Source organism: Stenotrophomonas sp. YJH_SMC_54 (genome assembly GCF_059368435.1).
In genome coordinates this window covers 81448-107643 of sequence record NZ_JCAFRS010000009.1, presented here as the reverse complement: position 1 = coordinate 107643, position 26196 = coordinate 81448, and the positions used below count along the sequence as shown (strand labels likewise).

Sequence of the window (26196 nt, the reverse complement as noted above, 5' to 3'; positions counted from 1 at the left end):
GGCACTACCCTTTTCCAGCGATCAACCGTTGTCGCGCAGGAACCGCGCCATCGACGAGACACCCGGCACGCGCGGTTCGAACTCGCCGGCCACGTCGATGAAGCCACGCATCACCGCGATCTCGCGCGGGCTGCGGTTGAGGCTGTCGCGCGCCTCCGGATCGGCACCAGCGCGCAGCAGGCGCTGCACCAGCAGCGGCAGGCCGTGCAGGGCCGCGAGGTGCAGCGGTCCGAAGCCGCGCGGATCACGCACCTCAAGGCTCACGTCTTCGTCCAGCAGGCGTTCCACTGCGGCCATCACCACCTGTTCGTCGCAGGCGGTGCCGGGCTCGGCGCGTGCGCCCAGCAGCAGCAGCAGCGGCGTGACCGAACCAGCCGCGGCCTGGTCCGGTTCGGCACCGGCCAGCAGCAGGGTGTCGAGCAGGGCGAGCAGGCGCGAGCGGTCGCGGGCACTGAAGCCATACAGCGCGGCACAGTGCAGTGGGCCCAGCTGCTGGGCATCACCGGCGTGCACGTCGGCACCGGCGGTGAGCAGGCGCGCAACGATGTCCGGCAGGCCCAGCGCGGACGCCAGCATCAGCACGGTCACGCCGCCCGGCAGGCGGTGTTCCAGCTTGGCGCCAGCGTCGAGCAGGGCCGAGACGATGTCCACCTGGCGCATGCTGACCGCCGCCGACAGCGGCGTGGCACCACTGGCCGCTGCGTGCTGCGGATCAGCGCCACGCGCCAGCAACAGGTCGGTCACCGCCAGATGGCCACCGCCGGCGGCGCGCAGCAGCGCGGTGCAGCCCTGCGCATCAACCGCATCGACGGCGAAGCCCAGATCGATCAGGCGGCGTACCGCATCCACGTCACCGGCCATTGCGGCGGCCGGCAGATCGGACTCGCGCAGGGTGCGGCGCGGCAACGGCCACACCCGCCAGTCCAGCCAGTCGGCCAGATCGCGGCGACCAATCGACAGCGCCACGCCCAGCGGCGTCTGGCCATCGGCGGCGCGTGCTTCCGGCGAGGCACCGTGCTGCACCAGCAGCTTCAGCGCGCCTTCGCGGGCCAATGCGGTGGCCAGATGCAATGCGGTCATGCCATGGCTGTCGCGCGCTTCACGATCGACGCCCGCCTTCAGCAGCGCCTGCTGCAGGCGCAGCCAGCCCAGGCGCACCGCCAGTGACAACGGCGGATCACCGGCCGGCGAAGCCGCGAACGGATCGGCGCCACGCTCCAGCAATTCCAGCGCCAGCTGTTCCAGGCCACGGGCGGCCTGGTCGTGCTGCGCACAGGCCGCCAGGAAGCGCGCCAGGCCACCGCGTCCGGCCGGCGACAAGCCACGCTGCAACATCACCTGCAACGCCGGCACCGCATCAATGCCGCGCGACAGCAACGCGAACATCGGCGTATCGGAACAGGCGTCGCGCACGTAGGGATCGGCGCCGTGGCCCAGCAGCCAATCCACCGCGCGCGGCTCCAGCGCCAGCTCGGGGTCGAGCAGCAGGCCGCCCAGTTCTTCCGGCTGGCACAGCTTGGCCAGCGCGGCCATGCCTTCGGTGTTGCCGAAGCCCAGCGCCTCGCGCAGCAGGGTCAGCGGCGGGCGGTCCGGCAGCAGGCCGCTGGCACTGGCGGCTTCGCCACGCTCGGCCAGGCCGTCACTGACCGCGGCCGGCAACGGATAGGACGGATCCAGCAGGGCGACAATCGCCCAGCGCCCGGCTTCGGCAGCGTAGTCCACTGCACGGCGACCGACCGGATCGGTCGCGTCGGCGGCGATGCCCAACTCCACCAGGCGCTTGACCAGCAACGGCGAGACATCCTCTGCCATCACGGCCAGCTGCACTGCGTTGCGCCCTTCGCCGTCGACGGCAACCAGATCCGGCTTGTGCGGCAGCAAGTGTTCGACCACCGCGGCGCGCCCGGCACGGGCGGCTTCCAGCCAGGGCGTACGTCCCAGTGCATCGCGTGCTTCCAGGTTGGCACCGGCGGCCAGCAGCACGCCGATGATTTCAACGTGGCCGGCCAGCGCCGCCTCGTGCAGCGCGCTGCGGCGCTGGCGATCACGCGCGTCGGCACGTGCCTTGTGCTTGAGCAGCAGCTGCACGCCAGCCGGATCGTCGTCTTCGGTGGCGGCGGCGGCCAGCAGCACCGGGGTGCCCTCTGCCGGTTCGCTGCGCGCACCGCGTTCGAGCAGGAAGCGGGCCAGGCGCCAGTTGCCGACCTGGCAGGCCACGGCCAGCGGCGACCAGCCCTCGTTGTTCAGCGCATCGACTTCGGCGGCGGCATCGCGCAGCAGCGCGGCCACGCCTGGGTCGGAACTGCGCGCGGCATGGTGCAGCGGGGTGTTGCCATCGCTGTCGGTGGCACGCGAATCGGCACCGTTGGCGAGCAGGGTCATCACGGCTTCGGGGCGGCCATGCCAGCTGTCGCGGGTGGCGGCCAGCAGCGGGGTCATGCCCCGGTGCGGCGCGTTCACGTCAACGCCGCGGGCAATCAGTTCGCGCAGCAGGCGCAGGTCCGGCAGCACCGCCGCCAGCACCGCCAGGCTGCGCTGGTCGCGCCAGTTCGGGTCGGGCAGCGCATACGGATCGGCGCCGGCCTGCAGCAGCTGCAGGCCGCGGTCGATGCGGCCGTGGCGGGCGGCTTCATACAGGGCCGGGGTCAGCTCCTGCGGTGCCATCGCCTCCAGCGGCGCGGTCTCGGCCGCGGCAGCGAACATCGGTTCGTGTTCTGCGCTGGACGTCGCCATCGGGCTGGGTCGCAACGACACCAGCGGCGCCGGCGCGACCCGCTGCAGCAGCAGGTGCAGCACGGGAGACACCACCACCACCGCCAGCGCAGCGGGCCAGCGCGCGCTCTCCGGCAGCAGTCCCGGCCAGGCCGGCAGCACCACCAGCGCGGCCAGCGCGATCACCAGCGCCGCCACGCCGAGACCGCGCCAGGCGGTCAGGTCGCGACCGGCCAGCGCCTGCCAATGATGGGCCAGGCGGCCATCAAGCCGTTCGACATCGTTCCACAACGGCCAGGTGCGCCAGGCAGCGAGCAGGCCGGCACTGACCAGCACGCTCAGGCCCAGCACCGCCGCAAGGCTGCCGCTGTCACGCAGCGCCGCCAGCGGCCAGGCCAGCAGCAGCGCCAGCAGCAGCGGTGCGGCCGCCCACAGTGCCAGCAGCGCCGGCAGGTCCTGGCGTGCAACCACCTTCAGCGGCAGCAGCGCACGGCTGCGCCGCCACCACGATACGCCCAGCGCGAACGCCGGTTGCGCCAGGGCGGCGAGGACGGCACCGGCAACGCCGCCCACGGCAGCACCCAGTGCCAGCACCGTGCCCACGGCGAAGGCGATCGACAGGGCGCGCGGACGGGAGACGTCAGTCATAGTGGCGCGGCATCAGGCTGGCCACCGACGGCGGCACCTGCAGGTAGAACCCGCGCTCGCTCATGTCACTGCGAACCTTGTCCGGGTCGGCCTGGGCCAGGCGACGCTGGGCATCCAGGGCCACGTCCAGGACGAAGGTGAGCGCACCCAGCGAGGTGAGCAGCGGCGCAGGCAGCGCGCTGAAATCATCGCGTCGGGGAACGTAGACGTAGGTGTCAGGCTTGAGTTGGCTTTTATAGACGTAGGCGTGCATGTCCGCGGGACGATAACCCGGGAAGAGCCATGATTGTGTCGGAAAGCCGACACCGGGGAAAGCCGTCGGCCGACGATGGCGGCGTGATCGACGGCGTTTCCCCGACGGGGTTCAGCAATGTGGCGGCGGCGTTCAGGCAACGCCGCTGCCCTGCGGTCGCTTACTTGACCTTGGCGTAGGTGCCCTTCAGCGCCACGCCAGCGAGGATCGTACCGGCATAGCATTCGTAGTTGGTGCTGCTCTTGAACTCGTTCTTCTTGTAGTAGCTGACGATGTCGACCACCGCGTTGGCACCGCGCGACTTGGCGCCGTCCTGCAGTGCGCGCAGCGCCGACAGCGCGACCCAGCGGCAGGCCTCGGCATCGCTCTTGTTGGCGGCGTTGGTCTTCTTGTTGGTCACGTCCTCGCCCAGGCGCTGCTGCACGCTGACCGGCTGGCCGGCCAGGTAGAAGCGCACGCTGCCGTCGATGCCGGCGTCCCGGGCGGCCTGCGAGGTGACCAGCTCCTGCAGGGACTGCTCAACGCGGGTGTCGCGGGCGGAGGCGGTGGAGGTCAGGGCCAGCAGTGCAGTGGCCGTGGCGATCATCAGGGTGCGGCGCATCGGAACATCTCCTTGTCGGGGGTGCGGGTGGTTTGAGGAAAAAGGCGGGATGGGACGGTGGATCATTCGCTCCAGCGGCGGAACACCAGCGAGGTGTTGATGCCGCCGAAGGCGAAGTTGTTGCTCATCACGTACTCGGCCTGCAATTCGCGGCCCTGCCCGGTGATGAAGTCGAGCTGGCCGCAGCGCGGGTCAACCTCGGCCAGGTTCAGCGTGGGGGCGAACCAGCCGGCACGCATCATCTCGATGCTCAGCCAGGCCTCGAACGCACCACAGGCACCGAGCATGTGGCCGACGTAGCTCTTCAGCGAGCTGATCGGTACGCGGCTGCCGAACACCTGCGCGGTGGCCTGGGTCTCGGCGATGTCGCCGTGATCGGTGGCGGTGCCGTGGGCGTTGACGTAGTCGATCTGCGCCGCCTCCAGGCCCGCATCCTCCAGCGCCAGGCGCATGGCCTGGGCCATGGTGTCGGCGCTGGGCTGGGTGACGTGCTGGCCGTCGCTGTTGGTGCCGTAGCCGACCACCTCGGCAAGGATGGTGGCACCGCGCGCCTGCGCGTGCTCCAGGTCTTCCAGGATCAGCGTGCAGGCACCCTCGCCCAGCACCAGGCCATCGCGGCCGGCATCGAACGGGCGCGGCGTGGTCTGCGGCGCGTCGTTGCGCACGCTGGTGGCGAACAGGGTGTCGAACACCGCCGCAGCGGTAGCGTCGAGCTGCTCGGCACCACCGGCGACCATCACCGTCTGCTTGCCGCTGCGGATCGCTTCATAGGCCGCGCCCACGCCCTGGCTGCCCGAGGTGCAGGCGCTGGAGGTGGTATAGACACGCCCGGACAGGCCGAAGAACACGCCGATGTTGACCGGCGCGGTGTGGCTCATCATCTTCAGGTAGGTGGTGGCGCTGATGCCTTCGGTGGTGAACTCGTTGAGCATGCGCCCGAACTCGCCGGTGGCTTCGTGGCTGCCCGACGAGGAACCATAGGCCACGCCGGTGCGACCGCTGCGCAGCACCGGGTGCTCGTGCAGGCCAGCTTCGCGCAGCGCCACTTCGGTGGCACGCACCGACATGATCGCGACCTTGCCCATGGAGCGGGTGGTCTTGCGGTTGTAGTTCGGCGGCAGCGCGAAGTCCTGCGCCGGCGCAGCCAGCTTGGTGTTCAGCCCGGCATAGACATCCCACTCGGGCATCGCGCGCACCGCGTTGCGGCAGCTGCGCAGGTGCGCCTCGATGGTCGGCCAGTCATGGCCGAGCGGACTGATCGCGGACGCACCGGTCACCACGACGCGACGATCGGTGGCCATCAGAGCATGCCCCCGTTCACCGAGATCACCTGGCGGGTGATGTAGCCGGCCGATTCGGACAGCACGAACGCCACCGTGGCCGCCACTTCGTCGGGACGGCCGACGCGGCCGGCGGGAATCAGCTTGAGCGCGTGTTCGATCACTTCATCGTTGAGCATTTCGGTCTCGATCAGGCCCGGGGCCACGCAGTTGACGGTGATCTGGCGGCTGGCCAGTTCCAGCGCCAGGGCCTTGGTGGCACCGATGATGCCGGCCTTGGCGGCACTGTAATTGACCTGCCCGCGGTTGCCGGCCAGTCCGGACACCGACGACAGGGTGACGATGCGGCCCGGCTTGCGCCGCCGCACCATCGGCATGATCAGCGGATGCAGCACGTTGTAGAAGCCATCCAGGTTGGTGTGGATGACCTGGTCCCAGTCTTCCGAAGAGAGCGCCGGGAAGGCGCCGTCGCGGGCGATGCCGGCATTGCAGACCACGCCGTAGTACGCGCCGTGCGCTTCGACATCGGCCTCCAGCGCGGCGCGTGCGGCCTCGCGGTCGGCCACGTCGAACATCAGTACGCGGGCCTGCTGGCCCAACGCGTGGATCTCGGCCACCACGGCCTGTGCCTCATCCAGGCGGCTGCGGCAATGCACCACCACGTCGAAGCCATCGCGCGCGATGCGCAGCGCGATGGCCCGGCCGATGCCCCGGCTGGCGCCGGTCACCAGCACGCTTCGATTCCCTGTCATGCCTGTCCACTCTCCAGATAGGCCATCGCATCGGCCGGTTCGAACACCGACACGTTGGCTGTCGCCCATTCGTCCTCGCCCGCCAGGATGCGGCAGGCGAACATCCCCAATCCATTGTCACCCAACAGCTCGCAGCGCGCCTGTACGCGCAGCCGCGAGCCGCTGGGGAAGCTGCAGCGCGCGCTGTTGTAGCGGCGGCTGCCGAGCAGGAAACCCAGCTGCGGTGGCTTGCCCGCTGCACGCGCACGGCAGCCGGCCCAGGCCGCGATGGCCTGTGCCATGTATTCGATACCCACCCAGGCCGGCACTTCGTGGTTTTCCACGAACAGGCCGGCCTCGGGCACCACCAGTTCCGCCTCGATGGTGTCCTGGTCCCAGTGCGTGATGCGCTCCAGCAGGCACATGTCCTGGCGGTGCGGTACCACCTCTTCAATTGCATACAGCATGTTCATCGACGCTCCAGCGCCAGCACGGCATTGCTGCCGCCGAAGGCGAACGAATTGCTCAGCACCCGCCGCGGTGCCTGCGCCAGGCGGGTGGCCGGTGCGACCAGCGGCAGCGCCGGCAGCGCGGGGTCTGCCACGCCGTCCCACCAGTGCGGTGGCAGCTGCTGCTGCGGGTTCTCGGCCAGCACGATCCAGCACAGTGCAGCTTCGATCGCGCCTGACGCACCCAGCGTATGGCCGGTCAGGGGCTTGGTCGAACTGGCCCGAATGCCGTTGCCCAGCACCTGCGAAACCGCCAGGCTTTCCATCGCATCGTTGTGCCCGGTGGCGGTGCCATGCAGGTTCATGTAGTCCACTTCATCGGCCGCCCAGCCGGCGCGCTGCAGCGCCTGCTGCAGGGCATCGATGGCACCCAGGCCCTGCGGATCGGGGGCGGACATATGGTGAGCGTCGGCCGACTCGCCCCACCCGGCCAGGCACACCGGACCCGGCTCGCGGGTGAGCAGGAACAGCGCGGCGCCCTCGCCGATGTTGATACCGGAGCGGTGCTGCGAGAACGGATTGCAGCGCAGGGCCGACACCGATTCCAGCGCGCTGAAGCCGGCCACGGTGAAGCGGCACAGCGAGTCCGCGCCGCCTGCGATCACGGCGTCGACGATACCGGCTCGCAGCATGCGTGCAGCCGACATCAGCGCCTTGGCACTGGACGAACAGGCGGTGGACAGGGTCCACGCGGGCCCCTGAGCGCCGCTGCGCTGGCGCACGAACTGCGCGGCAGTACCCATTTCCTGCTGGGCGTAATCGAAGCCCTGCGGCCACTGGCCCTGTTCGGCGTGGGTGCGCAGGGCCTGCTCGGATTCACCGATGCCCGAGGTGCTGGTGCCCAGCACCACCGCCACGCGCTCGGCGCCATGGCGGGTGATCGCGGCGGCCACCGCCGGAGCGATCTGCGCCAGTGCCACGTCCAGCAGGGCGTTGTTGCGGCCGCGCAGGGCCACCGGCAGTTCCTCCAGCGCCGGCAGTGGCGTGCGTACTTCTCCCAGCGCCAGGGTGCGTCCCGGCAACAGGCTGTCGTTGTCACTTAGCCCGCCCGGCACGTCGGCGAACATCGCCGACGCGACAGCGGCGCGGCCATCGCCGAGCGCGCAGACCACGCCCAGGTCGTTCAGGTAGATCGGTGCACTCATCGGTCCTGTCCGGCCATGTCGATCGATTCGATGCGCAGCGCATAGCCTTCGGCACGGTTGTCCAGCTGCACGCTGCCATCGTCCAGGCGCTGCAGTTGCAGCCACACCGTGCCATCGCGCGACAGGCTGCGCTGCTGGCCGTCGTCGCTGACCTGCCAGTTGGACGGCAGCGCGGCGGCGATGGCCGCGGTCGGCCAGAGCGCGAACTGCAGGTCATCCAGCACACGCTCGGCACGTACCTGCGGCGGCAGCCACGGCGCGCGCTGCTGGGTCAGCTGCTGGCCGTCCCACTGCAGGCGCACGCCGGTCTGGCCCATCGCCTGCACCGCCAGCTGCACCTGCTGCGCGTCGGCCTCCAGCAGCGCGTCGAGGTCGCGCTCATGGCTGCCGAAGCGGAAATGCAGCTGCTGCTGCAGGGCCAGCGGCGCCGGCAGGCTGGCCGGCGACAGCCGCAGCGGCGGCAGCTCCACCTGGGGCTTGGGCATGCGCCCGGCACAGGCGGCCAGCAGCAGGCACAGCAGCAGGGCCGCAGTACGGAAGATCAGGCGCTGCACAATTCCTCCAGCACGCGCATGCGGCGACCACTTTCATCGGCCACATACGGATTCTTGGTGTCCCAGGCATAACCGGCCAGGATGGAGCTGATCATGTCGCGCACTTCGGGCTGCTGCTGCGGGTGGTAGATGATCTTCTGGAAGCCGCCCTGGTACCAGCTTTCCACGAAGCGGCGGAAGGTCTTCACGCCGGCGCGCAGCGGGATCGAGAATTCAGCTTCCCAGTCGACGGTTTGGCCGGCATAACGGCGCTTGAGGCACTCGCTGGCCAGCTGCGCGGACTTGAAGGCAATGGTCACACCGGACGAGAACACCGGGTCGAGGAACTCGCCGGCGTTGCCCAGCAACGCGTAGCCGGGGCCCCACAGCGAGCTGACATTGGCCGAGTAACCCGTGATGCGGCGCACCGGCAGCACCGCCCATTCGGCATTGGCCAGCAGGCGGGTCAGGTTGGGGTCCTCGCCGACGATGGCCTGCAGCTTCTGCAGGTCGTCGCCTTCGTAGCGCTCGAAGAACGACGGCTCGGCGACCACGCCCAGCGAGCAGCAGCCGTTGGAGAATGGAATCGTCCAGTACCAGACGTCGATGTGTTCGGGATGGGTGGTGATCAGGATCTTGTTGCGGTCGAAGTCGGCTTCGGCCGGAATGTTGTCGCGCACGTGGCAAAAGATCGCGCCGCGCACCGGGAAATTGGATGGCGACTCCAGCTGCAGCAGGCGCGGCAGCAGGCGCGCGAAGCCCGATGCGTCGAGGATGAAATCGGCCTCGATGCGGTATTCGCTGCCATCCGGGCGGCGCACGCTCACCGCAGGCTGTTCACCGGGTTCGACCGACAGCACTTCATCACCGAAACGCAGCGTGGTTCCCATGCGCTCGGCGCCGCGTGCCAACACGTTGTCGAAGTCGGCGCGCTGCACCTGGTAGGTGGTACCCCAGCCCGGCGAGAACTTCTTCCGGAAGTCGAAGGCAGTACGCGCTTCACCGTGCACGAAAGCCGCGCCGTTCTTGTACTGGAAGCCGGCCTCGACCACATCCTGCAGCAGCCCGGCTGCTTCGATGTACTCCATGCTCTGTGGCAGCAGGCTTTCGCCGATGGAGAAGCGCGGGAACTGCTGGCGCTCCAGCATCAGCACCTGTCGGCCCTGCTGGCGCAGCATCGCCGCGGCCACGGAGCCGGCCGGGCCTGCGCCGATGATCAGGATTTCAGTGCGTTCGACAGCATCCACAGCAGTACTCATCGGGGCGTCCTTGTTGCTCGATCAGGGGAAAGAAGAAAAGCGGAAGGCGGACTCAGGCCGGCGGCAGGTCATGCGGTGGCGGCCGGAACAGTGGCGAGATCAGCCAGACCAGGCCGATGCCGAACAGCAGGGTCAGGCCGAACGCGCGCAGCGCCGGGGTCTGCGACAGGCCCAGCAGGCCGAACGACAGCCAGGTGCTGGCCGCACCCACGCAGACCGCCAGCCATGCGCTGGCATCGCCACGGTGTTCGATCAGGAAGATGCCGTAGTCGATGCCCATGCCCAGCAGCAGCATCAACGCCAGCACGTTGAACAGCTGCAGCGGCTGGCCGAACAGGCCCAGCAGGCCCAGGGTCAGTGCGCCGGCAATCAGGGTGGGGGCAAATACTCGCCAGGCCTGGCGGCGGTAGCGCAGCCACAGCGCACCGAACACCAGTGCGATGCCGACCAGCAGCAGCCCGCCCATCAGCTTGCGGTAGTGGCCCAGCAGCTTGGAGAAATCGGAGGTGCGGTCTACCCAGCGCACGCCGGGCAGGCCTTCGGCGGCACCCTCCAGCGTGGCCAGGGCATCGGCGCGCGACAGGTCATCGACCATCACCACGCTGATCATCTGCCCACCGACTTCACCCACCCACAGGTGGCGGAACGGCTGCGAGGCCGGCGAGGCCAGGAAGGCTTCGGCGGTGAGCGGCGCGGCGGCGAACTGCGGTCGCTGCAGCGGCTCGCCCACCGCCTCGGACACGGCCGACAGCACGCCGGGTTCCACCTTCGCGGTCAGCGCAGCATCGGCCTGCTGGCGTGCCGGTGATGGCAGCCAATCGCTGATCGCGCGATAGCCACCAATGCGCTTGTCGGTGGCCAATACACGCAGGCGCTCGGTCAGTGCTTCCTCGCGCTGCAGCAGCTGCGCGGCATCGACACCCTGCACCAGGTAGAACTGCGCCGGACTGGGCATGCCCAGCAACTGGCTCAGGCGGATCTGCTGCGCCATCAATGCCGGCGGCGAGGACTGCAGGCTGCGCAGGTCGTCGTTGCTCTGCAGGCGCACGATGCCGATGGCGGACAGTGCCAGCGCGACCACCACGAAGACCGTCACCGCGCGGCGGCCATGCAGCCGCGGGAAACGCTCCAGCGTATTGCCCAGCCACTGCGAGAAGCGGGTCTGGCGGATCTCGCCACCGTCGAGCCACGGGAACCAGAAGATCACCGTGAGGAAAGCTGCGGCCAGGCCCACCACCGAGAACAGCGCCATCTGGCGCAGGCCGGGGAACGGGGCCAGGCCCAATGCCAGGTAGGCCAGCGCACTGGTCAGCAGGGCCAGCCACAGGCCGGGCAGCAGATGCCGCAGCAGTTTCCAGCGACGATCGGCCGGTTCGGCCTGGCGCGAGGCGAACCAGTGAATGCCGTAATCCTCGGCCACACCCACCAGCGACGCACCAAACACCAGGGTCAGCACATGCACCTTGCCGAACACCAGCACGGTCACCGCCAGCGCCACGCCACAGCCGATCAGCAGCGAGGCGGCCACCAGCAGGATCGGGCGCAGCGAGCGGAATGCCAGCCACACCAGCAGCAGCACCGCCGCCAGCGACCCCCAACCGATGGTGTTGATCTCCTGGTTGGCCTGCACCGCGGCGGCCTCGGCATGCAGCGGCACGCCGGCATGCAGGATTTCAAGCTCAGGCGCCGCCGCCGTGGCGGCCTGCCCGGCACGTTCCAGCAGGCCATCGAGGTGGCGCTCGCCATCCAGCTGGAACGCCGAGCCGGGCGTATCGAACTGCAGCACGGCCCAATGCCTGCCCTCGGCTTCAAGCAGGCCGTCATCGCCCAACCGCAGGCCCGAACCCTGCGCCTGCTGCTGCCACCACTGCGGCCACAGCGACAACGGATCCTGGCGCCATTCAGTCAATCGCGGCGCACCCATCGGGCCATACAGCGCAGCCAGCGCCTGCTCGGCCAACACGCCCGGTTCGCTGCCCAGCAACTGCTCGCGCTGGGCCGGTGTCAGCAGGCGGTCGCGGTACGGCGCGTAGAACGCGCGCGCCTCGTCAAACCAGCCTTCGATCGAACCGCTGGGTACCAGCAAGGCATGGTCGGCATCCTTGGCCATGGCCGCCGCAAAGGCCGCCTGCGCGCGCTTGGCAGCCGCGCTGTCCTTGCTGCCGAGCAGCACCACGACCTGCCGCGAACTGCCATCGGCAATGCGCCGGGTGACGTCGCTCAACAGGCGGTCGTGCGCATCCTGCGGCAGCAGGGCGAGGATGTCGGTGTCGATCCGCGATTGCTGGCTCCACAGCTGCCACTGCTGTGCGCCCAGCGCCAGCAGCACCAGCAGCCAGGCAATGCCCAGCCAGTGCCACCAGCGCCGCAACCGGTCCGGTACGTTCGATGCCACGGCCTCACTCAAAGCGGCGGGCCTCGTCGGCATTGAGCGTGGCCGGCGCCTCGCTCAACGCGCTGAACTGGATCTGCGTGCGGTCCTTGTTGGCCTCGACGATCTCGACCTGGCGCACGTAGTGGTCGCCCTGCAGGGTCAGCGATTCGAAGGCCTTGGCCAGCATCGCCGACTTCGGCGTCAGGCGCAGCCGCCAGCCCTGCCCTTCACGGCTGGCCGCCACGTTGAACTGGCTGGACAGTGCCTGCACGTCGCCACTCATCAACGCGAACATGATCGCGTTCACTGAACGCATCGCCGGCTGCTGCCGCGCGTCCAGTTCGACGCGGGTGCTGCCATCACGCTGCCGGCTGAGGATGCGATCGGCGGTGACCACTACTTCCGAGGGGAACGGCTTGAGCGTGCTCCAGATCACGCCGTGCTGGCGCGCGACCACGAACCGGCCCTGCGAGCGCAGCGGGTTCTTGAAGCCACTCACCTGCTTTTCCTGGCTGAACTGGCCACGCAGCACATCCGGCCGCGCCACCGCCTGGGTAATCGCATCGATGGCGGGGTCGTCCGCCTGCACGCGCGGCGCGGCAACGAGCATCAGCGCGCACAGCAGCACGCTCGGAAGACGGGCAAGCATAGTCACGGCGCAGGCACTCCCAGGCGTTCCCACAGTACCGGCGGGCACTGGTACAGCATTTCCTTGCTGGCCGCGTCCACCGCGACCTGGATGGTCATCGCCCGGGTCAGCACCTGGCCGCTTTCCGCATCGAGGATTTCGTACTCGATCTTCAGCCGGTTCTCCCATTCCACGATGCGCGCGACCACGCGCAGCGCCTGGTTGAACAGCAGCGGGCGCACGTACTTCACCCGCGCATCGACCACCGGCCACAGGTAGCCCGATTCGAGCATCTGCGGGTAGTCGTAGTCGTAGCGACCGAGCAGCGCGCAGCGCGCGATCTCGAAGTACTTGAAGTAGTTGCCATGCCAGACCACGTTCATCGGATCGCAGTCATGGAAGGCGGGGGTCAACGCAATCTCGCCAACCCGTTCAATGGCCTCATTCACCGGCATACAGCTCCCAACGTTGCGCGCGGATCTCCACCAGCAGTTCCCGCAGTTCGCGATCCAGCGCGCGGTCTTCCTCGACCAGGGCGATGCGTTGCCCCAGGTCGGCGTACATGTCGGCCAGACTGCCATGCAGCTGCGCATTCAGGCCAACCCGTTCACGCAGGGCCAAGCCCTGGCGCGCGGCGATCAGCATTGCCGCCACCACCTGTTCGGTCAGCTCGATCACCCGCAGGCAGTCGCGCGCGGCGATGGTGCCCATGCTGACCTTGTCCTGGTTGTGGCACTCGGTGGAACGCGAGAACACGCTGGCCGGCATGGTCTGCTTCAGCGCTTCGGCAGTCCAGGCCGACACGCTGATCTGCAGTGCCTTCAGGCCATGGTTGATGGCCGCGCGCGGACCGGTGGCCGCCGACAGGTTGGCCGGCAGGCCATGGTTGTAACGGGCGTCCACCACCAGCGCCAGCTGTCGGTCGAGCAGATCGGCAACGTTGGCCACGGTGTTCTTCAGGGTGTCCATCGCCAGCGCGATGTGGCCCCCGTAGAAGTGGCCGCCATGCAGGATGCGCTCGCCGTCGGCGTCGATCAGCGGGTTGTCGTTGGCGCTGTTCAGTTCGGTCTCGATCAGCTGGCGCAGGAACGGCAGGCTGTCCTCCAGCACGCCGATCACATGCGGTGCGCAGCGCAGCGAGTAGCGATCCTGCAGGCGCTGTTCATTGCGCGGCGGGCGCTCGCTGTGCAGGTCGCTGCGCAGGCGCGCGGCGATGCGGCCCTGGCCCGGGTGCGGCTTGGCGGCGAACAGGGTTTCGTCGAAGTGGTGCGCGTTGCCGTCGCTGGCCAGCACGTTGAACGCGGTCAGGCGCGTAGCCATGCGTGCCAGGTAGTCGGCGCGCTGCCAGGCCAGGCAGGCCAGGCCGGTCATCACCGCGGTGCCGTTCATGATCGCCAGGCCTTCCTTCGGCCGCAGCTTCAGCGGGGTCATGCCGATCTTCGCCAGCACGTCCGCCGCCGGCTGCACGCGGCCGTCGTGCAGTACCTCGCGCTCGCCGCACAGCACCGCCGCCACGTAGGACAGCGGCGTCAGGTCGCCACTGGCACCGACCGAGCCTTCGGCCGGAATCATCGGCAGCACGTCGTGCTGCAGCAGCGTGGCCAGGCCTTCCAGCAGCGGCAGGCTTACACCGGACATGCCGCGCACCAGAGAGGCCAGGCGCGCCGCCAGCACCGCACGGGTCTCGACCGGGTCCAGGTAACGGCCCAGGCCGCAGCCATGGTAGGTGTACAGGTGGTGCGGCAGTTCAGCCACCAGTGCCGGTGGGATGTTCACCGTGCACGAATCGCCATAGCCGGTGGTCACACCGTAGATCACGCCATCCTCGCGCAGCAGGCGGTCGAGGAAGTCGGCACCACGCTGGATGTGGGCGCGGAACGCCGGCGCGTCGCTCAGTGCGGCCTCGCACTGGCGCTGGGCCAGGGCAACCACGTCTTCGATGGTCAACGGTGCATCGCCAAAGCGGCACGCGGGTACGGCGTCAGTCGTCATGCGGAGCCTGATCCCAGAAGGGGAAGAAATTGAACCAGTCCAATGGGGACTGGATGACCTGGAGTTCCAGCCAGCGCGCGAAGCGCTGTGCCTGTTCGGCCAGTGCCGCATCGCGTGAGCCGCGCGGCAGCACGATGCGTTCGGCGAACTGTTCGAATGCCACGCGGTAGCCTTCGCCCTGGTGCAGGCAGGCCATGGTGTAGACCGGGCAGCCCAGTGCGGCGGCGAGCACATAGGCGCCGATCGGGAACGGGGCGCGGTGGCCAAGGAAATCGGCGGTGACGCTGCGTCCGCCCTGCACCGGCGTGCGGTCGCCGACGATGGCGACGAAGCCCCCCGCCGCGACGCGCTCGGCCAGCATCACTGCCGTGGCCGGGCCCATTTCGGTTACCTGCACCAGTTCCACCGCCGCCAGCGGGTCCAGCCGTTGCAGCAGGCGGTTGAAGCGCTGCGCATGCGCGGTGTGCACCAGCACGGTGATGCGGAACCCCGGCACCTGTTCGGCCAGCACCTGGCACAGTTCCAGGCAGCCGATGTGCGCGGTCAGGATCAGCCCGCCTTCGCGGCGCGCGATCTTGTCCAGCACCAGGTCGCGATGCAGGTGGATGCGTTCGGCCGGATAGCGCCCGCCCAGGCCGAGGATCTTGTCCAGCATCGTGTCGGCGAAGGCGAAGAAGTGGCGCAGGCTGTCGCGCCGGGTCGGCGCACGGCCCAGCACACCGCTGTGTGCCTGCAGGCGCTGGAGGTACTGCATGGAGGCCTGGCGGCCGACGCGGTTGCCCAGCCAGTGGCAGGCCACCACCGGCCACACGCACAGACGGAACGGCCAGCGCCCGAACCAGCGGTGCACCCAGCACAGGAACAACACGCCGGCCACCGACGTCGATTCGCCGATGTCGGCCCAGTGCGGAGCGCCCTGCGCGGCCGCCATCTCAGCGCTGCCCCCGCAGGCGGCGCCACAGCAGGCGCGGTGCGCGCCAGAGCATGCCGAAGAACAGGCGGGTATGCATGCGGCTGATGCGCACGTTGTCACGCCACACATCGAAGTGCGACACGCCATCGGCGGGATAGGTCACGCGCGTGGCCAGGTGCTCGACCGGCAGCTGTCGCCAGTACAGGCGCACCATCACCTCGGTATCGAAATCCATGCGGCGGCCGATGGTCTCTTCACCGATCAGGCGCAGCACCGGCGGCAGCGGATACACGCGGAAGCCGCACATGGTGTCGCGCAGGTGCAGCGACAGCGTGTTGATCCAGACCCAGATATGGGTCGCGTAGCGTCCGTACAGGCGCGCCTTGGGAACACTGGCGTCGTAGGCCGGGATGCCGCAGATCACCGCACCCGGGTGCGTACGCGCCGCCTCGACGAAACGCGGCAGGTCGGCGGTATCGTGCTGGCCGTCGGCATCGATCTGCAGCACGTGGCTGTAGCCACGCGCAGCGGCCTCGGCAAAGCCGGCCAGCATCGCCCCACCCTTGCCCTGGTTGATGTCCAGGCGCAGCAGGTCGACGCCCTGGCGCTGTGCCAGCGAACGCAGCACCGTCGCGCACGCCTCATGCGAGCCATCGTCGACCAGCAGGCACGGCAGCCCGGCGGCCTGCACGCCGTCGACCACCGCCGCGATGGCGTGCTCGTGGTCATAGACGGGAATCACCACCAGTGGCGCGAACGCGGCACCGGCAACGGCCGGGTCAGTCCGCATCGGCGAAAACCACCTTGCCGCTGGCATGCACACCGTGGCTGGAGGTGTAGCGGAAGGCCAGCACATTGCGCGTGGCATCCCAGTCCAGCTGCAGGGTCAGCTCATCGCCCGGGCGGGCCACGTGCTGGAACTTCACCGCATCCATGCGCAGGAATCCGGCCGGCATGCTGAACGCCTGGCGGCCAAAACGCACGGCCCAGTCCAGCTGCGCCACGCCGGGCAGGATCGCCGCCTGCGGGAAGTGGCCCTGGAACGGCCGCAGCGCCGGGTCGAGGGTCATGCGCAACGTAGCGTTGGCAGCATCGCGGTGATCCCAGACCGGCACCGGCATGAGCGGCTGGAACAGCGCCGCCAGTGCCGCCTGGGTGACCTTGCCCTGTGCATTGATCGGCAGCGCCTTCACCAGGCGCCAGCGGCGCGGCCGGGTGACCGCGTCATGCGCCTGTGCCAGGCGCGCGCCAAGGCGCTGGCCCAGCGCGCGGCGCGCGGCGTCACCGCCCTCCAGCAGCGCCAGGCTGGCCGGTACCACCACCGCTGCCAGCTGCTCACGCTGTCCTGGCAGGACCAGTACTCTCACATCGTCCACTTCGGTGTCTTCGCGCAGCGCGCGTTCCAGCGCATCCAGCGAAACGCGGCGCTCCTCGATCTTGACGATGCGGTCGGCACGGCCCAGCAGGCGGAAGCGGCCATCGGCCAACGCTTCCACGCGGTCCTGGGTGCGCCACCAGTCGAGGGTTTCCAGATGCGCCGAGGCGACGGCCAGGCAGCCATCCTCGATGCGCCACTGCACGCCCGGCAACGGCTGCCACGGTGGCAGGTCGGTATCCCAGCGGCGCCAAGCGATACCCCCGGTTTCGCTGCTGCCGTAAACCTCGGTCGGTGCCACGCCCAGCCATTGCCGCACCTGGCGTGCGGCTTCTTCGGGCAGTGGGCCACCGGAGGAGAACACCGCGCGCAGGCGGCCGTGCAGGCTGGCCCAGTCGAGCTGCTCGGGCAGGCGCTTGAGGTGGGCTGGCGTCGCCACCAGCACCGTGTCGGTGCCGGCCAGCGCGCCCACCAGGTCTTCGTGGAAGAACCGGCGCGGATGGATCAGGCGGCCGGCGGCCAGCGGCCACAGCACCCGGAACAGCAGGCCGTAGATGTGCTGGTGGGACACCGTGCCATGCACCTGCACGCCTTCCAGCTGCGCGCCGAACGCAGCCTGCAGCGCGTCCACCTCGCGCGCCAGCTGGTCCATGCGCTTGTTGATCGCACTGGGCTGGCCCGTGCTGCCGGAGGTGAACACGCACAGCTCGCAGGCACGCTCGTCCAGCACCTGCAGTTCGCCGTCCACGCCAACGGTGGGGGCAACCAGCGCTCGGTAGTCGGTGGAAACATCGCCGGCGAAACCGCTCACCTGTGGCCGCAACGCCTGCAGCGTGGCCGGCAGGTTGTCGGCAGCCAGGAACACCCGCTTGCCGGCATGCCAGGCGCCGAACAGCGCAGCAGCGAAGGCCACCGCATCATCGAAGTACAGGGCCCAGTCACGGCCATCGGCAGCAGCAAAGGCCGCACGCCAGGCCAGCACCCGCTGGCGGAAGCGGGCATGGTCGATCACCTCGCCATCGCACACGCCGATGCTGCGCTGCGGCTGCGGGTCCACCAGCAGCCGGTCCAGGGCAATCCACTCAGCCATGCGCGTGCGCTGCCTTGACCCGACGCCGCACCAGCCACTCACCTGCAAACAACACGCCCATCATCACGTACGCCAACAATCCGTTGTAGAGCATCCAGACCCGGTCCGACGCGTAAAGCGCGGTCAGCAGGGCCAGGCTGCCGTTGAGAACGAAGAAGCCACACCACACCTGGGTGACGCGGCGGGTATAGGCCACCGCGAACGCCGGCAGGTCCGGCTCCTGCAACCGCGCCAGGCGTTCCACCAGCGGCGGGCCGAAGCGCAGGCTGGTTCCGAACACCGCCAGCATCACCATGTTGACCAGCGCCGGATACAGCTTCAGCGGCAGGGCCTGGTTCAGCACGGTGGCCAACACGGCCAGCAGGCCGGTTCCCGCGGCGGCGGCCCACCACAGCGGCTGGCGCGTACTCAGCGCACGCAGCAGGGCCAGGGTGAACAGCAGCAGCGACAGCCAGCGTGGCTCGAAACGGCCCATCGCCAGGTACACCAGCACCGGGTAGGCCAGCGAGATCGCAGCCACCACGACCGTGCGTGCGCGTGCCATGGCGGAGCCGCCGGCGCTGCGGTCAGGCGGCTGCCTGGTCCGGCAGCAACCCATGCACGACATCGACGATGTCCTGCACGGTGCGCACGGCCTTGAACGCTTCCGGCTGCAGGTTGCGGCCCAGCAGCGGCTTGAGCTGCACGATCAGGTCGACCGCATCGATGCTGTCGATATCCAGGTCGTCGTACAGGCGTGCCTCGGGGGTGATCCGGGCGGTTTCGATCTCGAAGCTGTCGGTCAGGATGCTGACGATGCGTTCGAACAGTTCATTCTTGGTCATGGCAATTCCTGGCGCCGTTACGACTGGCGGGCGGCGACGAACTCGCCGAGCGCGCGCACGCTGGAGAAATGGCGACGGGTTTCTTCCGAATCGGCCGAGAGGCTGACACCGTACTTCTTCTGCAGCGCCAGGCCCAACTCCAGCGCGTCGATCGAATCCAGGCCGAGGCCCTCGACGAACAGCGGCGCGGTCGGATCGATGTCCTCCGGCGTGATGTCCTCCAGCGAAAGGGAGGAAATGATCAATTCCTTGATCTCGTGCTCAAGTGCTTGCACGGGGCGGCTCTCCAGACAGGTCGAAATAACGAGAAAGGTGCTCGGTAACGCGGCGTGCCGCCAAGGCATCCCCCCTTGGCGAGTCGTCTTCGGCCAAGAAAGGCGCGATCGGGATATCTTCGCCGATCTGCAGCCGAACGTGAAAGCGACGTGAGGGGACACGATACCACTTCTGTCCCTTGGTCAGGGTTGGCGGGCTGCAGGTGATCCGCACCGGGGTGACGTCGATGCGGCCCCGTACGGCGATGTTGGCGGCCCCGCGCTGCAGGCGCGGCGGCTGCCCGGGCACGCTGCGGGTGCCCTCCGGGAAGATGACCAGGGTGCCGCCGGCATGCACCGCGGCCACGCAGTCATCGACCAGGCCGGCGCCATCGTCATTGGAAATGTAGCCGGCGGCCCGTACCGGACCGCGCATGAACGGGTTGCAGGCCACGGCCCGCTTGACCACGCAGTCGGCGTTGGGAAGCAGCGAGATCAGGCAGACCACGTCGATCAGGGTCGGGTGGTTGGCCAGCACCAGCAGGCCGTCACGCTGCAGGCGTTCACCGCCCTCGATCTCGTAGGTCATCACCCCAAGCCCGCGCATCAGCCGCAGATGGCTGGCGAACGCGACCTGGACCACGCGCCGGGCGCGCCGGCGACGGGCCACCGGGTCCCGCATCAGCAGCAGTACCGGCATCACCAGGACGCCGAGCAGCAGCCCGCCCAGGCCAAACGCAACAAAGCTCAGGCCGGTGCCAAACACCCGCCAGGCGTGGTCGAGGCGGCGCGGCAGCTCACTCACGGCGGCCCCAGCGCCAGCGCTGGCCATGGGCCACGTGCTCCAGCGCTGGCGCGCCGGACAACAGGAAGCGATGCAGGTCCAGCGCGTGCGGCAGCAGGCCAGGCACAGTGCTGGCCTGGCCGTCGGCCGGCTGCCACTGCAGCGCCAGCGTCGGCCGGCCCTCTGCTGGCGCGGTCAAACGCCAGCACCAGGCGAAGAACGGGTCGGGTTCGTCGGCGAACGTCGCGTAAACCTCCGGTAGCGGCGACTCGTAGACCACCACCCGTACCTCGCGGGCGCCATCGGCAAGCAGGGCGACGGCCTCCAGGCACGCGGCTTCGACCGTTGCCTGGCCAGCAGCCAATGCCAGGTAGTTGCCGCGATGGCCGCGGGCGATTGAATACAGCGCGGCGATCGCGTTGTGCACCGACAGGCCAAATCCGGTGGGCGACAACGGCTGGTCGCCGACCAGCGCCCCCAGCAGGTCCATCGAACGTGCGACGTCGCCATGGCGGCTGGCGAACACCAGCGGCACGTCGCTGTCGGCCCCCTGCCCGTCCTCGCACCAGCACGCGGTCTGGATCGCCATGCGGCCCAACCGCTCGATGCGACGGCGTTGCATTGCCGGAACCTCTGCCAGTGCCGGCGTATCCCCGCCGTGCGGCAGGTACGGCGCTTCGGCCCAGCCCAGCCACTGGCTACGCTCGCTCAGGCCGGGCGCCCACGCGGCCCAGTCGACAATGGAGAATTCAATCATTTAGCGTTGGTGCTTCAACGGGAGAACGATAGGCACGAGCCATTACGGCGACGCGCGGCGGCCCCCCATTCCTGCAGCCGTGCGTCCGTCCAGGACGTCGCCGGCTGCCCCCCTGGCTGCCGGAAAGGAGCGCACGCTAGCACGTCCCGCCCGGGGTGTGCAGGTTTCACATTCCCCAACACGGGGCCCGGCACCGGCGGGCCCCGCCTTCAACCCATCAGTGGTAACCGGTGTCGGCGTGCACCTTGCCGCGGAACACCCGGTACGACCACGCCGTATAGCCGAGGATGACCGGCAGCAGAATGACCAGCCCGACCAGGGTGAAGCCCAGCGAGGAGGCCGGCGCGGCGGCCTGCCACAGGGTCATCGACGGCGGCAGCAGGTACGGCCACATGCCCAGCACCAGGCCAAGGAAACCAAGCACGAACAGCGCCAGGCTGAGCAGGAACGGCGGCAGGTCGCGGCGCGGATGGGTCGCACTGCGCCACAGCGCTGCGGCCACCGCCAGGGTCAACAGCGGCACCGGCGACAGCCACCAGAAGTTGCCGTCGCTGAACCAGCGCGCCATCAGCCGCGAATCGAGGAACGGCAGCCAGCTGCTGACCAGGCCCATCGCTGCGATCACCGCCACCACCAGCGGCCGGGTCATCTGCCGTGCCAGCGCCTGCACGCGGCCTTCGGTCTTCAGGATCAGCCAGGTGCTGCCCAGCAGTGCATAGCCGGCCACCAGCGCAGCACCGGTCAGCATCGCGAACGGGCTGAACCAGGCGAACGGCCCGCCCTGATAGACACCGTCCACCAGCGGGATGCCCTGCACCAGGGTGCCGAGTATCACGCCCTGGGCAAACGTGGCCAGCAGCGAACCGAGGCCGAACGCCACGCTCCACAGCCGGCGCGATCGATGCGCCTTGAAGCGGAACTCGAACGCCACGCCGCGGAACACCAGCGCCACCACCAGCAGCAGCACCGGCAGGTACAGCGCCGACAGCAGCACCGCATAGGCCTTCGGGAACGCCGCCAGAAGGCCGGCGCCACCCAGCACCAGCCAGGTCTCGTTGCCGTCCCAGATCGGCGCGGCGGTGTTCATCATCAGGTCCAGCTGTTCCTCGTCCTCGGCGAACGGGGCCAGGATGCCGATACCGAGCACGAAACCGTCCAGCACCACATACATCAGCACGCCGAAGCCGATCACCGCGAACCACGCCACCGGCAGCCAGGTCATCAGGTCCATGTCAGCGCTCCTCCAGCGGTTCGTCGGCCGCCGACAGCGGGCGTGCCGGGGTGTGGCTGCCGTGGTCCAGCGACGGCCCATCATCGTGCGGACGCGGTCCGTGGCGCAGGATCTTCACCAGGTACCAGATGCCCCAGCCGAACACGAAGGCGTAGCCAACGACGTAGACCGCCAGCGACAGCGCGGTCATCCACGCGCTCTGCGGGCCGACCGCATAAGCGGTGCGCAGCACGCCATACACCACCCACGGCTGTCGGCCCATCTCGGTGACGAACCACCCGGACAGCAGCGCGATGAAGCCGCCGGGCAGCATCCAGTTCCAGCCGCGCAGCAGCCACGGCGAATCCAGCAGCTTCCTGCGCCACAACTGGAACGCCGACACCCAGGCCAGCAGCAGCATCAGCGTGCCCAGCCCGACCATGATCCGGAAGGCGAAGAACACCGGCGTCACCGGCGGCCGCTCGCTGGACGGTACCGAGGTGAGCGGGTCGAAGGTACCGTCCAGGCTGTGGGTGAGGATCACGCTGCCCAGCTTCGGAATGGCAACTTCGAAATCATTGCGCTCTTCCTTCTCGTTCGGCAGCGCGAACACCACCAGCGGTACGCCCTCGCCCTCCTTGGTTTCATGCCAGTGCGCTTCCATCGCCGCGATCTTCATCGGCTGGTGCTTGAGCGTGTTCAGGCCATGCATGTCGCCGACGAAAATCTGCACCGGCACGGTCAGTGCCGCGAACGCCACCGCTGCCACCAGCATGCGCCGGCCCGCTTCCACGTGCGTGCCCTTGCGCAGGTACCACGCGCCGACGCCACCGATCACGAAACAGGTGGTGATGAACGAACCCAGCGCCATGTGCGCCAGCCGGTACGGGAACGAAGGATTGAACACCACCTGCCACCAGTCCACCGGATGCACCACGCCGTTGACCATCTCGTAGCCGGCCGGCGTATGCAGCCAGCTGTTGGACGACAGGATCCAGAACGTGGAGAACAGCGTGCCCAGCGCCACCATGCAGGTGGACAGGAAATGCAGGCGCGGCGAGACGCGGCCCCAGCCGAACATCATCACGCCGAGGAAGCTGGCTTCCAGGAAGAACGCGGTCAGCACTTCGTAGGTCAGCAGCGGGCCGATGACCGTGCCGGCCACCTCGCTCAGCCGTGGCCAGTTGGTTCCGAACTGGAAGGCCATGACGATGCCGCTGACCACGCCCATGCCGAACGACACCGCGAAGATCTTCTGCCAGAAGAAATACAGCTCGCGCCACACGGGCAGCTTGGTGCGCAGCCAGCGCCATTCGATGAAGGCCAGCCAGCTGGCCGTGCCAATGGTGAAGGCGGGGAACAGCACATGGAAACTGATGACGAATCCGAACTGGATCCGGGACAACAACAACGCGTCCAAGGGACGCCTCCTGCCTGTGACCGGTGGGATACCGGACCACTTTAGGAGGATTTCGTTAAGACGGGATGCGACCGGGTGACGCGCTGCTTCACTTTGTCGCAGGTGAAGCTGGGTGACAGGATGAATGGGCTACAGGGGCTTCAGCAGGGTCAAGGGCGGCTCCTTGGTGATTCGCAGGGCCCGGGGTACCAGTGCAGTCAAGCAGGCCCCCATCACCAGCACGACAGCGCTCGATATCGAGAACCACGGTGAACCTGTGCTGCCGTCCTGCGGCGACCCTACCCACTGCAACGACAACGCGCCGAGCAGGGTGCCCAGCGTGGTGAACAGTGAAACCTCGAACATGATTTCGGCAAAGATCACGGATCCGCGAGCACCCAATGTCCGTCGAACCCCAATGGAGTGCCGGCGCCGATCAAGCCACGCGCCCACAACTCCGGAAACGCCGGCCATCAGCACACCGAGAACAACGGCGGTCATGACCGCGAGCACGGTCGTAGCGAAGCGATCAGCTTTGACGTAGGCGTCGCGATAACCCGCCAGCGTCTCGACACCGGCTGGATGCATGATCCGATAAGGCCGCTGCAGCGCATCGGCGGTGCGATCAAGCGATGAACGATCAACCTCCGACTTCCACTTCGCCAGATAATAGCGACTGGCGCCCATGGGAAGGCCCGGGAGCAGCACCCACTGCGAGTCCCGCTCATTGCCGCCTGGCGCCGGTCCAGCAACAGACGCAAATACGCCCACGATGACCCGGCTGCTGCCGGGGCCGAAATACAGGTGGCGGCCAACAGCATTCCCCGTTCCGAACAGATGGGCAGCCAGCGATTCACTGATCAGCACCACCGGAGCGCCTTCAATCGTGTCGTCCTCCGTGGCATCGCGCCCCAGGACGATTCCCGCGCCCAGCATCGCCAGCAAGCCAGAGCTTGCAGTTACAACGGGAACGCGATCACATCCAGCAACGTCTGCCGTGCCCGCGTTCATCGAATGCACCATGGCCGACTCACTGGTGCATACGCCGTATCGATGGGCTCTTCCCCCGAACGGAACAGCGTCGCTCACAACCGTGTCCTGAACACCGGACAGCAGTGCTGCAGACAGGTCTGCCCGCAGCACTGCTTCATCCGCGCCTTCTTCGACATCAGAGACTCTGACCACACCAATCGATGCTGCCTCCCGGATGCTCCCGGCGTTCAATCTGGCGAAGCTGTCCAGCGCAGATTGCAGTGCGAACGCACATGCCAGGCTTGCAAGCGCTGCCTGCACTGCAAGCAGTGCGGCGCTTCCCAAATGTCGTCGGGTCTCCCTCATCGATTCGAACATTTCAGGCAGCCCCCTTCGCGAAGGCACTCGACAGGGAGCTGACCCTGCAGATTTCAAACGACGGGACCAATGAACAGAGCAACGTCGTGACGACTCCCAGGCCAGCGGCCATCAGCATTGCCCCAGCATGCATCGCCGTTATCGCGCTGGGCAGAACGTCTCCCGCAGCAACCACCCGGATTCCCAGCGTGTAGGTGACGACAGCGAGCACACTGCTTGCGGCTCCCGCCGCGATGGATTCCCACATGAGCTGGATGAACACGTCCCGACGTCGCGCTCCCAGTGCACGTCGTATCGCGAGCTCCCGCCGACGGCGCCCCAGACTGAAGCTCAGCAGCGCCGCCGCGTTGACGATGCACACACCGAGAAGGATCAGTGACAGCCGAAGCTGCATCCTGGCCCGCTCCGGAACCAATCCCAGCCTGTCCAGCCACTCCATCAACGGCCAAAGTGCCACCTGCTGGGTGCCTGGTTCGATCCGAAGGCCCTTTGCCTGTGCATAGGCATCCAGATTCGCCCGGTAGGCGGCGACATCGTCCGCGGTGGGCAGCCACGCCCACAATTGGAGCCATGACACGTTGGCTCCTGCAGGGTCCGTGTCCTGGTCACCCCCCCAGATCGCCGTCCCATCCACAACAGTCAGCCTGTCCGCGATTGCGGTCTCAACCGGCAGGTAGATCTCGTCAGGTTCCACAAACGGCCGGCGTGTGAGATCTCCCTGAAACATCGGCACCGGATGCCAATCCTCCGCGACACCCACAACAGTGTAGGTGCGCCTGCCCAGTTCCAACCGATGACCAACACAGTCCTGCGCACACTCGCGCTCAGCAAGCGCACGCGACAGTACCACTATACGACTCGCAGCATGCCCCTCCTCGGCGGTCCATGCGCGCCCTTGAACAACAGCAATGCCAAGAACACTGAACACTTCGGGCGTTGCGAATCTCGCACGCAGCCTTGCGCTGGAGGCTCCCGGCCGGGAGAGCGTCACCGCCCCGCCCGCCATGGCGGCCTGCTTCCACGACCTCCCCTGGCCCAGAAGCGCCTTCGCATCCGGCCAGGTCAGTGCCTGTCCCGGATCCGGGGAACCACTGCGCAGGGCATCTGGACGCGCGTCAAGGTACGGGCGGAACAATGCGGAGCTCCGGCCTGGCGCGGGATCCGACGATGCCTGGAGAACAATGGAGAGCATCACGATCGTGATCCCCACCCCCGCACCCAGCATGAGAGCGATTGCCAGATGAGTGCCGATTCGTTGCTTGAATCGGGCAAGCGAAAGCTGGATGTAGTAGAGCATCATCCAATTGCATCCGGCGTTGGATTACTGGCGCACCTGTCCATGTGATTCTCACTCCATACCCGTGGAAGCTGATGGTTGAGAGTCTCTGATTGTGAAACTCCGACTCAAGCGGAGGCATGGAGTCTGCAACTTTCCTCAGGAAACACACGTAGCTCGCGGACCCTGAATAGAGCGACTGCCACTGATGACGAGGCCGACGTGACGGAGTCTGACGGGAAAGGCCAACTGCCGACGTGGAGACAACGCCCGACGCTTGGATATCTGATCGGAAGTTG

25 protein-coding genes are annotated in these 26196 nt (G+C 68.1%); all 25 read right to left on the bottom strand.

What is annotated here, in order from left to right:
• Positions 1–21: 21 nt before the first annotated feature.
• The 25 genes from AC5P5S_RS12260 to AC5P5S_RS12140 all read right to left on the bottom strand — a co-directional run bounded on the left by AC5P5S_RS12260 (position 22) and on the right by AC5P5S_RS12140 (position 25918).
• On the bottom strand, positions 22–3360 hold the full coding sequence (locus AC5P5S_RS12260) for an ankyrin repeat domain-containing protein (RefSeq protein ID WP_062605369.1): 3339 nt from the start codon (positions 3358–3360) through the stop codon (positions 22–24).
• On the bottom strand, positions 3353–3613 hold the full coding sequence (locus AC5P5S_RS12255) for a YcgL domain-containing protein (protein ID WP_005411593.1): 261 nt from the start codon (positions 3611–3613) through the stop codon (positions 3353–3355). Before AC5P5S_RS12255 ends, AC5P5S_RS12260 begins: the two co-directional genes overlap by 8 nt.
• Positions 3614–3773: 160 nt before the next feature.
• Positions 3774–4214, bottom strand: a complete 441-nt coding sequence (locus AC5P5S_RS12250; protein ID WP_005411594.1) for a hypothetical protein — start codon at positions 4212–4214, stop codon at positions 3774–3776.
• A 62-nt stretch (positions 4215–4276) separates the two neighbouring features.
• Complete coding sequence (locus tag AC5P5S_RS12245; protein WP_005411595.1) at positions 4277–5515, bottom strand: beta-ketoacyl-ACP synthase; 1239 nt, start codon at positions 5513–5515, stop codon at positions 4277–4279.
• Positions 5515–6246 carry a 3-ketoacyl-ACP reductase FabG2 gene (locus AC5P5S_RS12240; RefSeq protein WP_062605367.1) on the bottom strand — a complete coding sequence of 244 codons (732 nt, stop codon included), beginning with the start codon at positions 6244–6246 and terminating at the stop codon, positions 5515–5517. Before AC5P5S_RS12240 ends, AC5P5S_RS12245 begins: the two co-directional genes overlap by 1 nt.
• On the bottom strand, positions 6243–6698 hold the full coding sequence (locus AC5P5S_RS12235; protein ID WP_005411597.1) for a hotdog family protein: 456 nt from the start codon (positions 6696–6698) through the stop codon (positions 6243–6245). The genes AC5P5S_RS12240 and AC5P5S_RS12235 overlap by 4 nt, the downstream gene beginning before the upstream one ends.
• Positions 6695–7879 carry a beta-ketoacyl-ACP synthase gene (locus AC5P5S_RS12230; RefSeq protein WP_062605365.1) on the bottom strand — a complete coding sequence of 395 codons (1185 nt, stop codon included), beginning with the start codon at positions 7877–7879 and terminating at the stop codon, positions 6695–6697. The genes AC5P5S_RS12235 and AC5P5S_RS12230 overlap by 4 nt, the downstream gene beginning before the upstream one ends.
• On the bottom strand, positions 7876–8433 hold the full coding sequence (locus AC5P5S_RS12225; RefSeq protein WP_062605363.1) for a DUF3261 domain-containing protein: 558 nt from the start codon (positions 8431–8433) through the stop codon (positions 7876–7878). Before AC5P5S_RS12225 ends, AC5P5S_RS12230 begins: the two co-directional genes overlap by 4 nt.
• The gene (locus AC5P5S_RS12220) at positions 8421–9671 is read right to left on the bottom strand and encodes an NAD(P)/FAD-dependent oxidoreductase (protein WP_032967071.1); all 1251 of its coding nucleotides are present in this window, start codon (positions 9669–9671) and stop codon (positions 8421–8423) included. The genes AC5P5S_RS12225 and AC5P5S_RS12220 overlap by 13 nt, the downstream gene beginning before the upstream one ends.
• Positions 9672–9723: 52 nt before the next feature.
• The gene (locus AC5P5S_RS12215; protein ID WP_062605362.1) at positions 9724–12099 is read right to left on the bottom strand and encodes an MMPL family transporter; all 2376 of its coding nucleotides are present in this window, start codon (positions 12097–12099) and stop codon (positions 9724–9726) included.
• Positions 12071–12694, bottom strand: a complete 624-nt coding sequence (locus AC5P5S_RS12210) for a LolA family protein (RefSeq protein ID WP_181900778.1) — start codon at positions 12692–12694, stop codon at positions 12071–12073. The genes AC5P5S_RS12215 and AC5P5S_RS12210 overlap by 29 nt, the downstream gene beginning before the upstream one ends.
• A 2-nt stretch (positions 12695–12696) precedes the next feature.
• Positions 12697–13128, bottom strand: a complete 432-nt coding sequence (locus AC5P5S_RS12205; protein WP_005411603.1) for an acyl-CoA thioesterase — start codon at positions 13126–13128, stop codon at positions 12697–12699.
• Positions 13115–14665 carry an HAL/PAL/TAL family ammonia-lyase gene (locus tag AC5P5S_RS12200; protein ID WP_005411604.1) on the bottom strand — a complete coding sequence of 517 codons (1551 nt, stop codon included), beginning with the start codon at positions 14663–14665 and terminating at the stop codon, positions 13115–13117. Before AC5P5S_RS12200 ends, AC5P5S_RS12205 begins: the two co-directional genes overlap by 14 nt.
• Positions 14655–15596: a lysophospholipid acyltransferase family protein gene (locus AC5P5S_RS12195; RefSeq protein WP_024957723.1), complete on the bottom strand. Its 942-nt coding sequence runs from the start codon at positions 15594–15596 to the stop codon at positions 14655–14657. Before AC5P5S_RS12195 ends, AC5P5S_RS12200 begins: the two co-directional genes overlap by 11 nt.
• Before the next feature lies 1 nt (position 15597).
• Complete coding sequence (locus AC5P5S_RS12190; RefSeq protein WP_012481600.1) at positions 15598–16368, bottom strand: glycosyltransferase family 2 protein; 771 nt, start codon at positions 16366–16368, stop codon at positions 15598–15600.
• Entirely contained in the window at positions 16358–18043 is a 1686-nt protein-coding gene (locus AC5P5S_RS12185; protein ID WP_062605358.1) for an ApeI family dehydratase, read from the bottom strand. Before AC5P5S_RS12185 ends, AC5P5S_RS12190 begins: the two co-directional genes overlap by 11 nt.
• A complete protein-coding gene (locus tag AC5P5S_RS12180) occupies positions 18036–18587 on the bottom strand; it encodes a COG4648 family protein (RefSeq protein ID WP_005414874.1) in 552 nt (183 codons plus the stop codon). Before AC5P5S_RS12180 ends, AC5P5S_RS12185 begins: the two co-directional genes overlap by 8 nt.
• A gap of 22 nt (positions 18588–18609) precedes the next feature.
• Positions 18610–18867, bottom strand: a complete 258-nt coding sequence (locus tag AC5P5S_RS12175; RefSeq protein WP_005411609.1) for an acyl carrier protein — start codon at positions 18865–18867, stop codon at positions 18610–18612.
• Between the two features lie 17 nt (positions 18868–18884).
• Positions 18885–19142: a phosphopantetheine-binding protein gene (locus tag AC5P5S_RS12170; protein ID WP_005411610.1), complete on the bottom strand. Its 258-nt coding sequence runs from the start codon at positions 19140–19142 to the stop codon at positions 18885–18887.
• A complete protein-coding gene (locus AC5P5S_RS12165; protein WP_005414875.1) occupies positions 19129–19926 on the bottom strand; it encodes a lysophospholipid acyltransferase family protein in 798 nt (265 codons plus the stop codon). The genes AC5P5S_RS12170 and AC5P5S_RS12165 overlap by 14 nt, the downstream gene beginning before the upstream one ends.
• Positions 19919–20662: a beta-ketoacyl synthase chain length factor gene (locus AC5P5S_RS12160; protein ID WP_005411612.1), complete on the bottom strand. Its 744-nt coding sequence runs from the start codon at positions 20660–20662 to the stop codon at positions 19919–19921. The genes AC5P5S_RS12165 and AC5P5S_RS12160 overlap by 8 nt, the downstream gene beginning before the upstream one ends.
• Positions 20663–20879: 217 nt before the next feature.
• Entirely contained in the window at positions 20880–21893 is a 1014-nt protein-coding gene (gene cydB / locus AC5P5S_RS12155) for a cytochrome d ubiquinol oxidase subunit II (RefSeq protein WP_005414876.1), read from the bottom strand.
• Position 21894: 1 nt separating this feature from the next.
• Complete coding sequence (locus tag AC5P5S_RS12150; protein WP_495276320.1) at positions 21895–23292, bottom strand: cytochrome ubiquinol oxidase subunit I; 1398 nt, start codon at positions 23290–23292, stop codon at positions 21895–21897.
• 129 nt (positions 23293–23421) lie between these two features.
• Complete coding sequence (locus AC5P5S_RS12145) at positions 23422–24621, bottom strand: ABC transporter permease (protein ID WP_062605354.1); 1200 nt, start codon at positions 24619–24621, stop codon at positions 23422–23424.
• A gap of 1 nt (position 24622) precedes the next feature.
• The gene (locus AC5P5S_RS12140; RefSeq protein ID WP_231098186.1) at positions 24623–25918 is read right to left on the bottom strand and encodes an ABC transporter permease; all 1296 of its coding nucleotides are present in this window, start codon (positions 25916–25918) and stop codon (positions 24623–24625) included.
• Between the last annotated feature and the right edge of the window lie 278 nt (positions 25919–26196).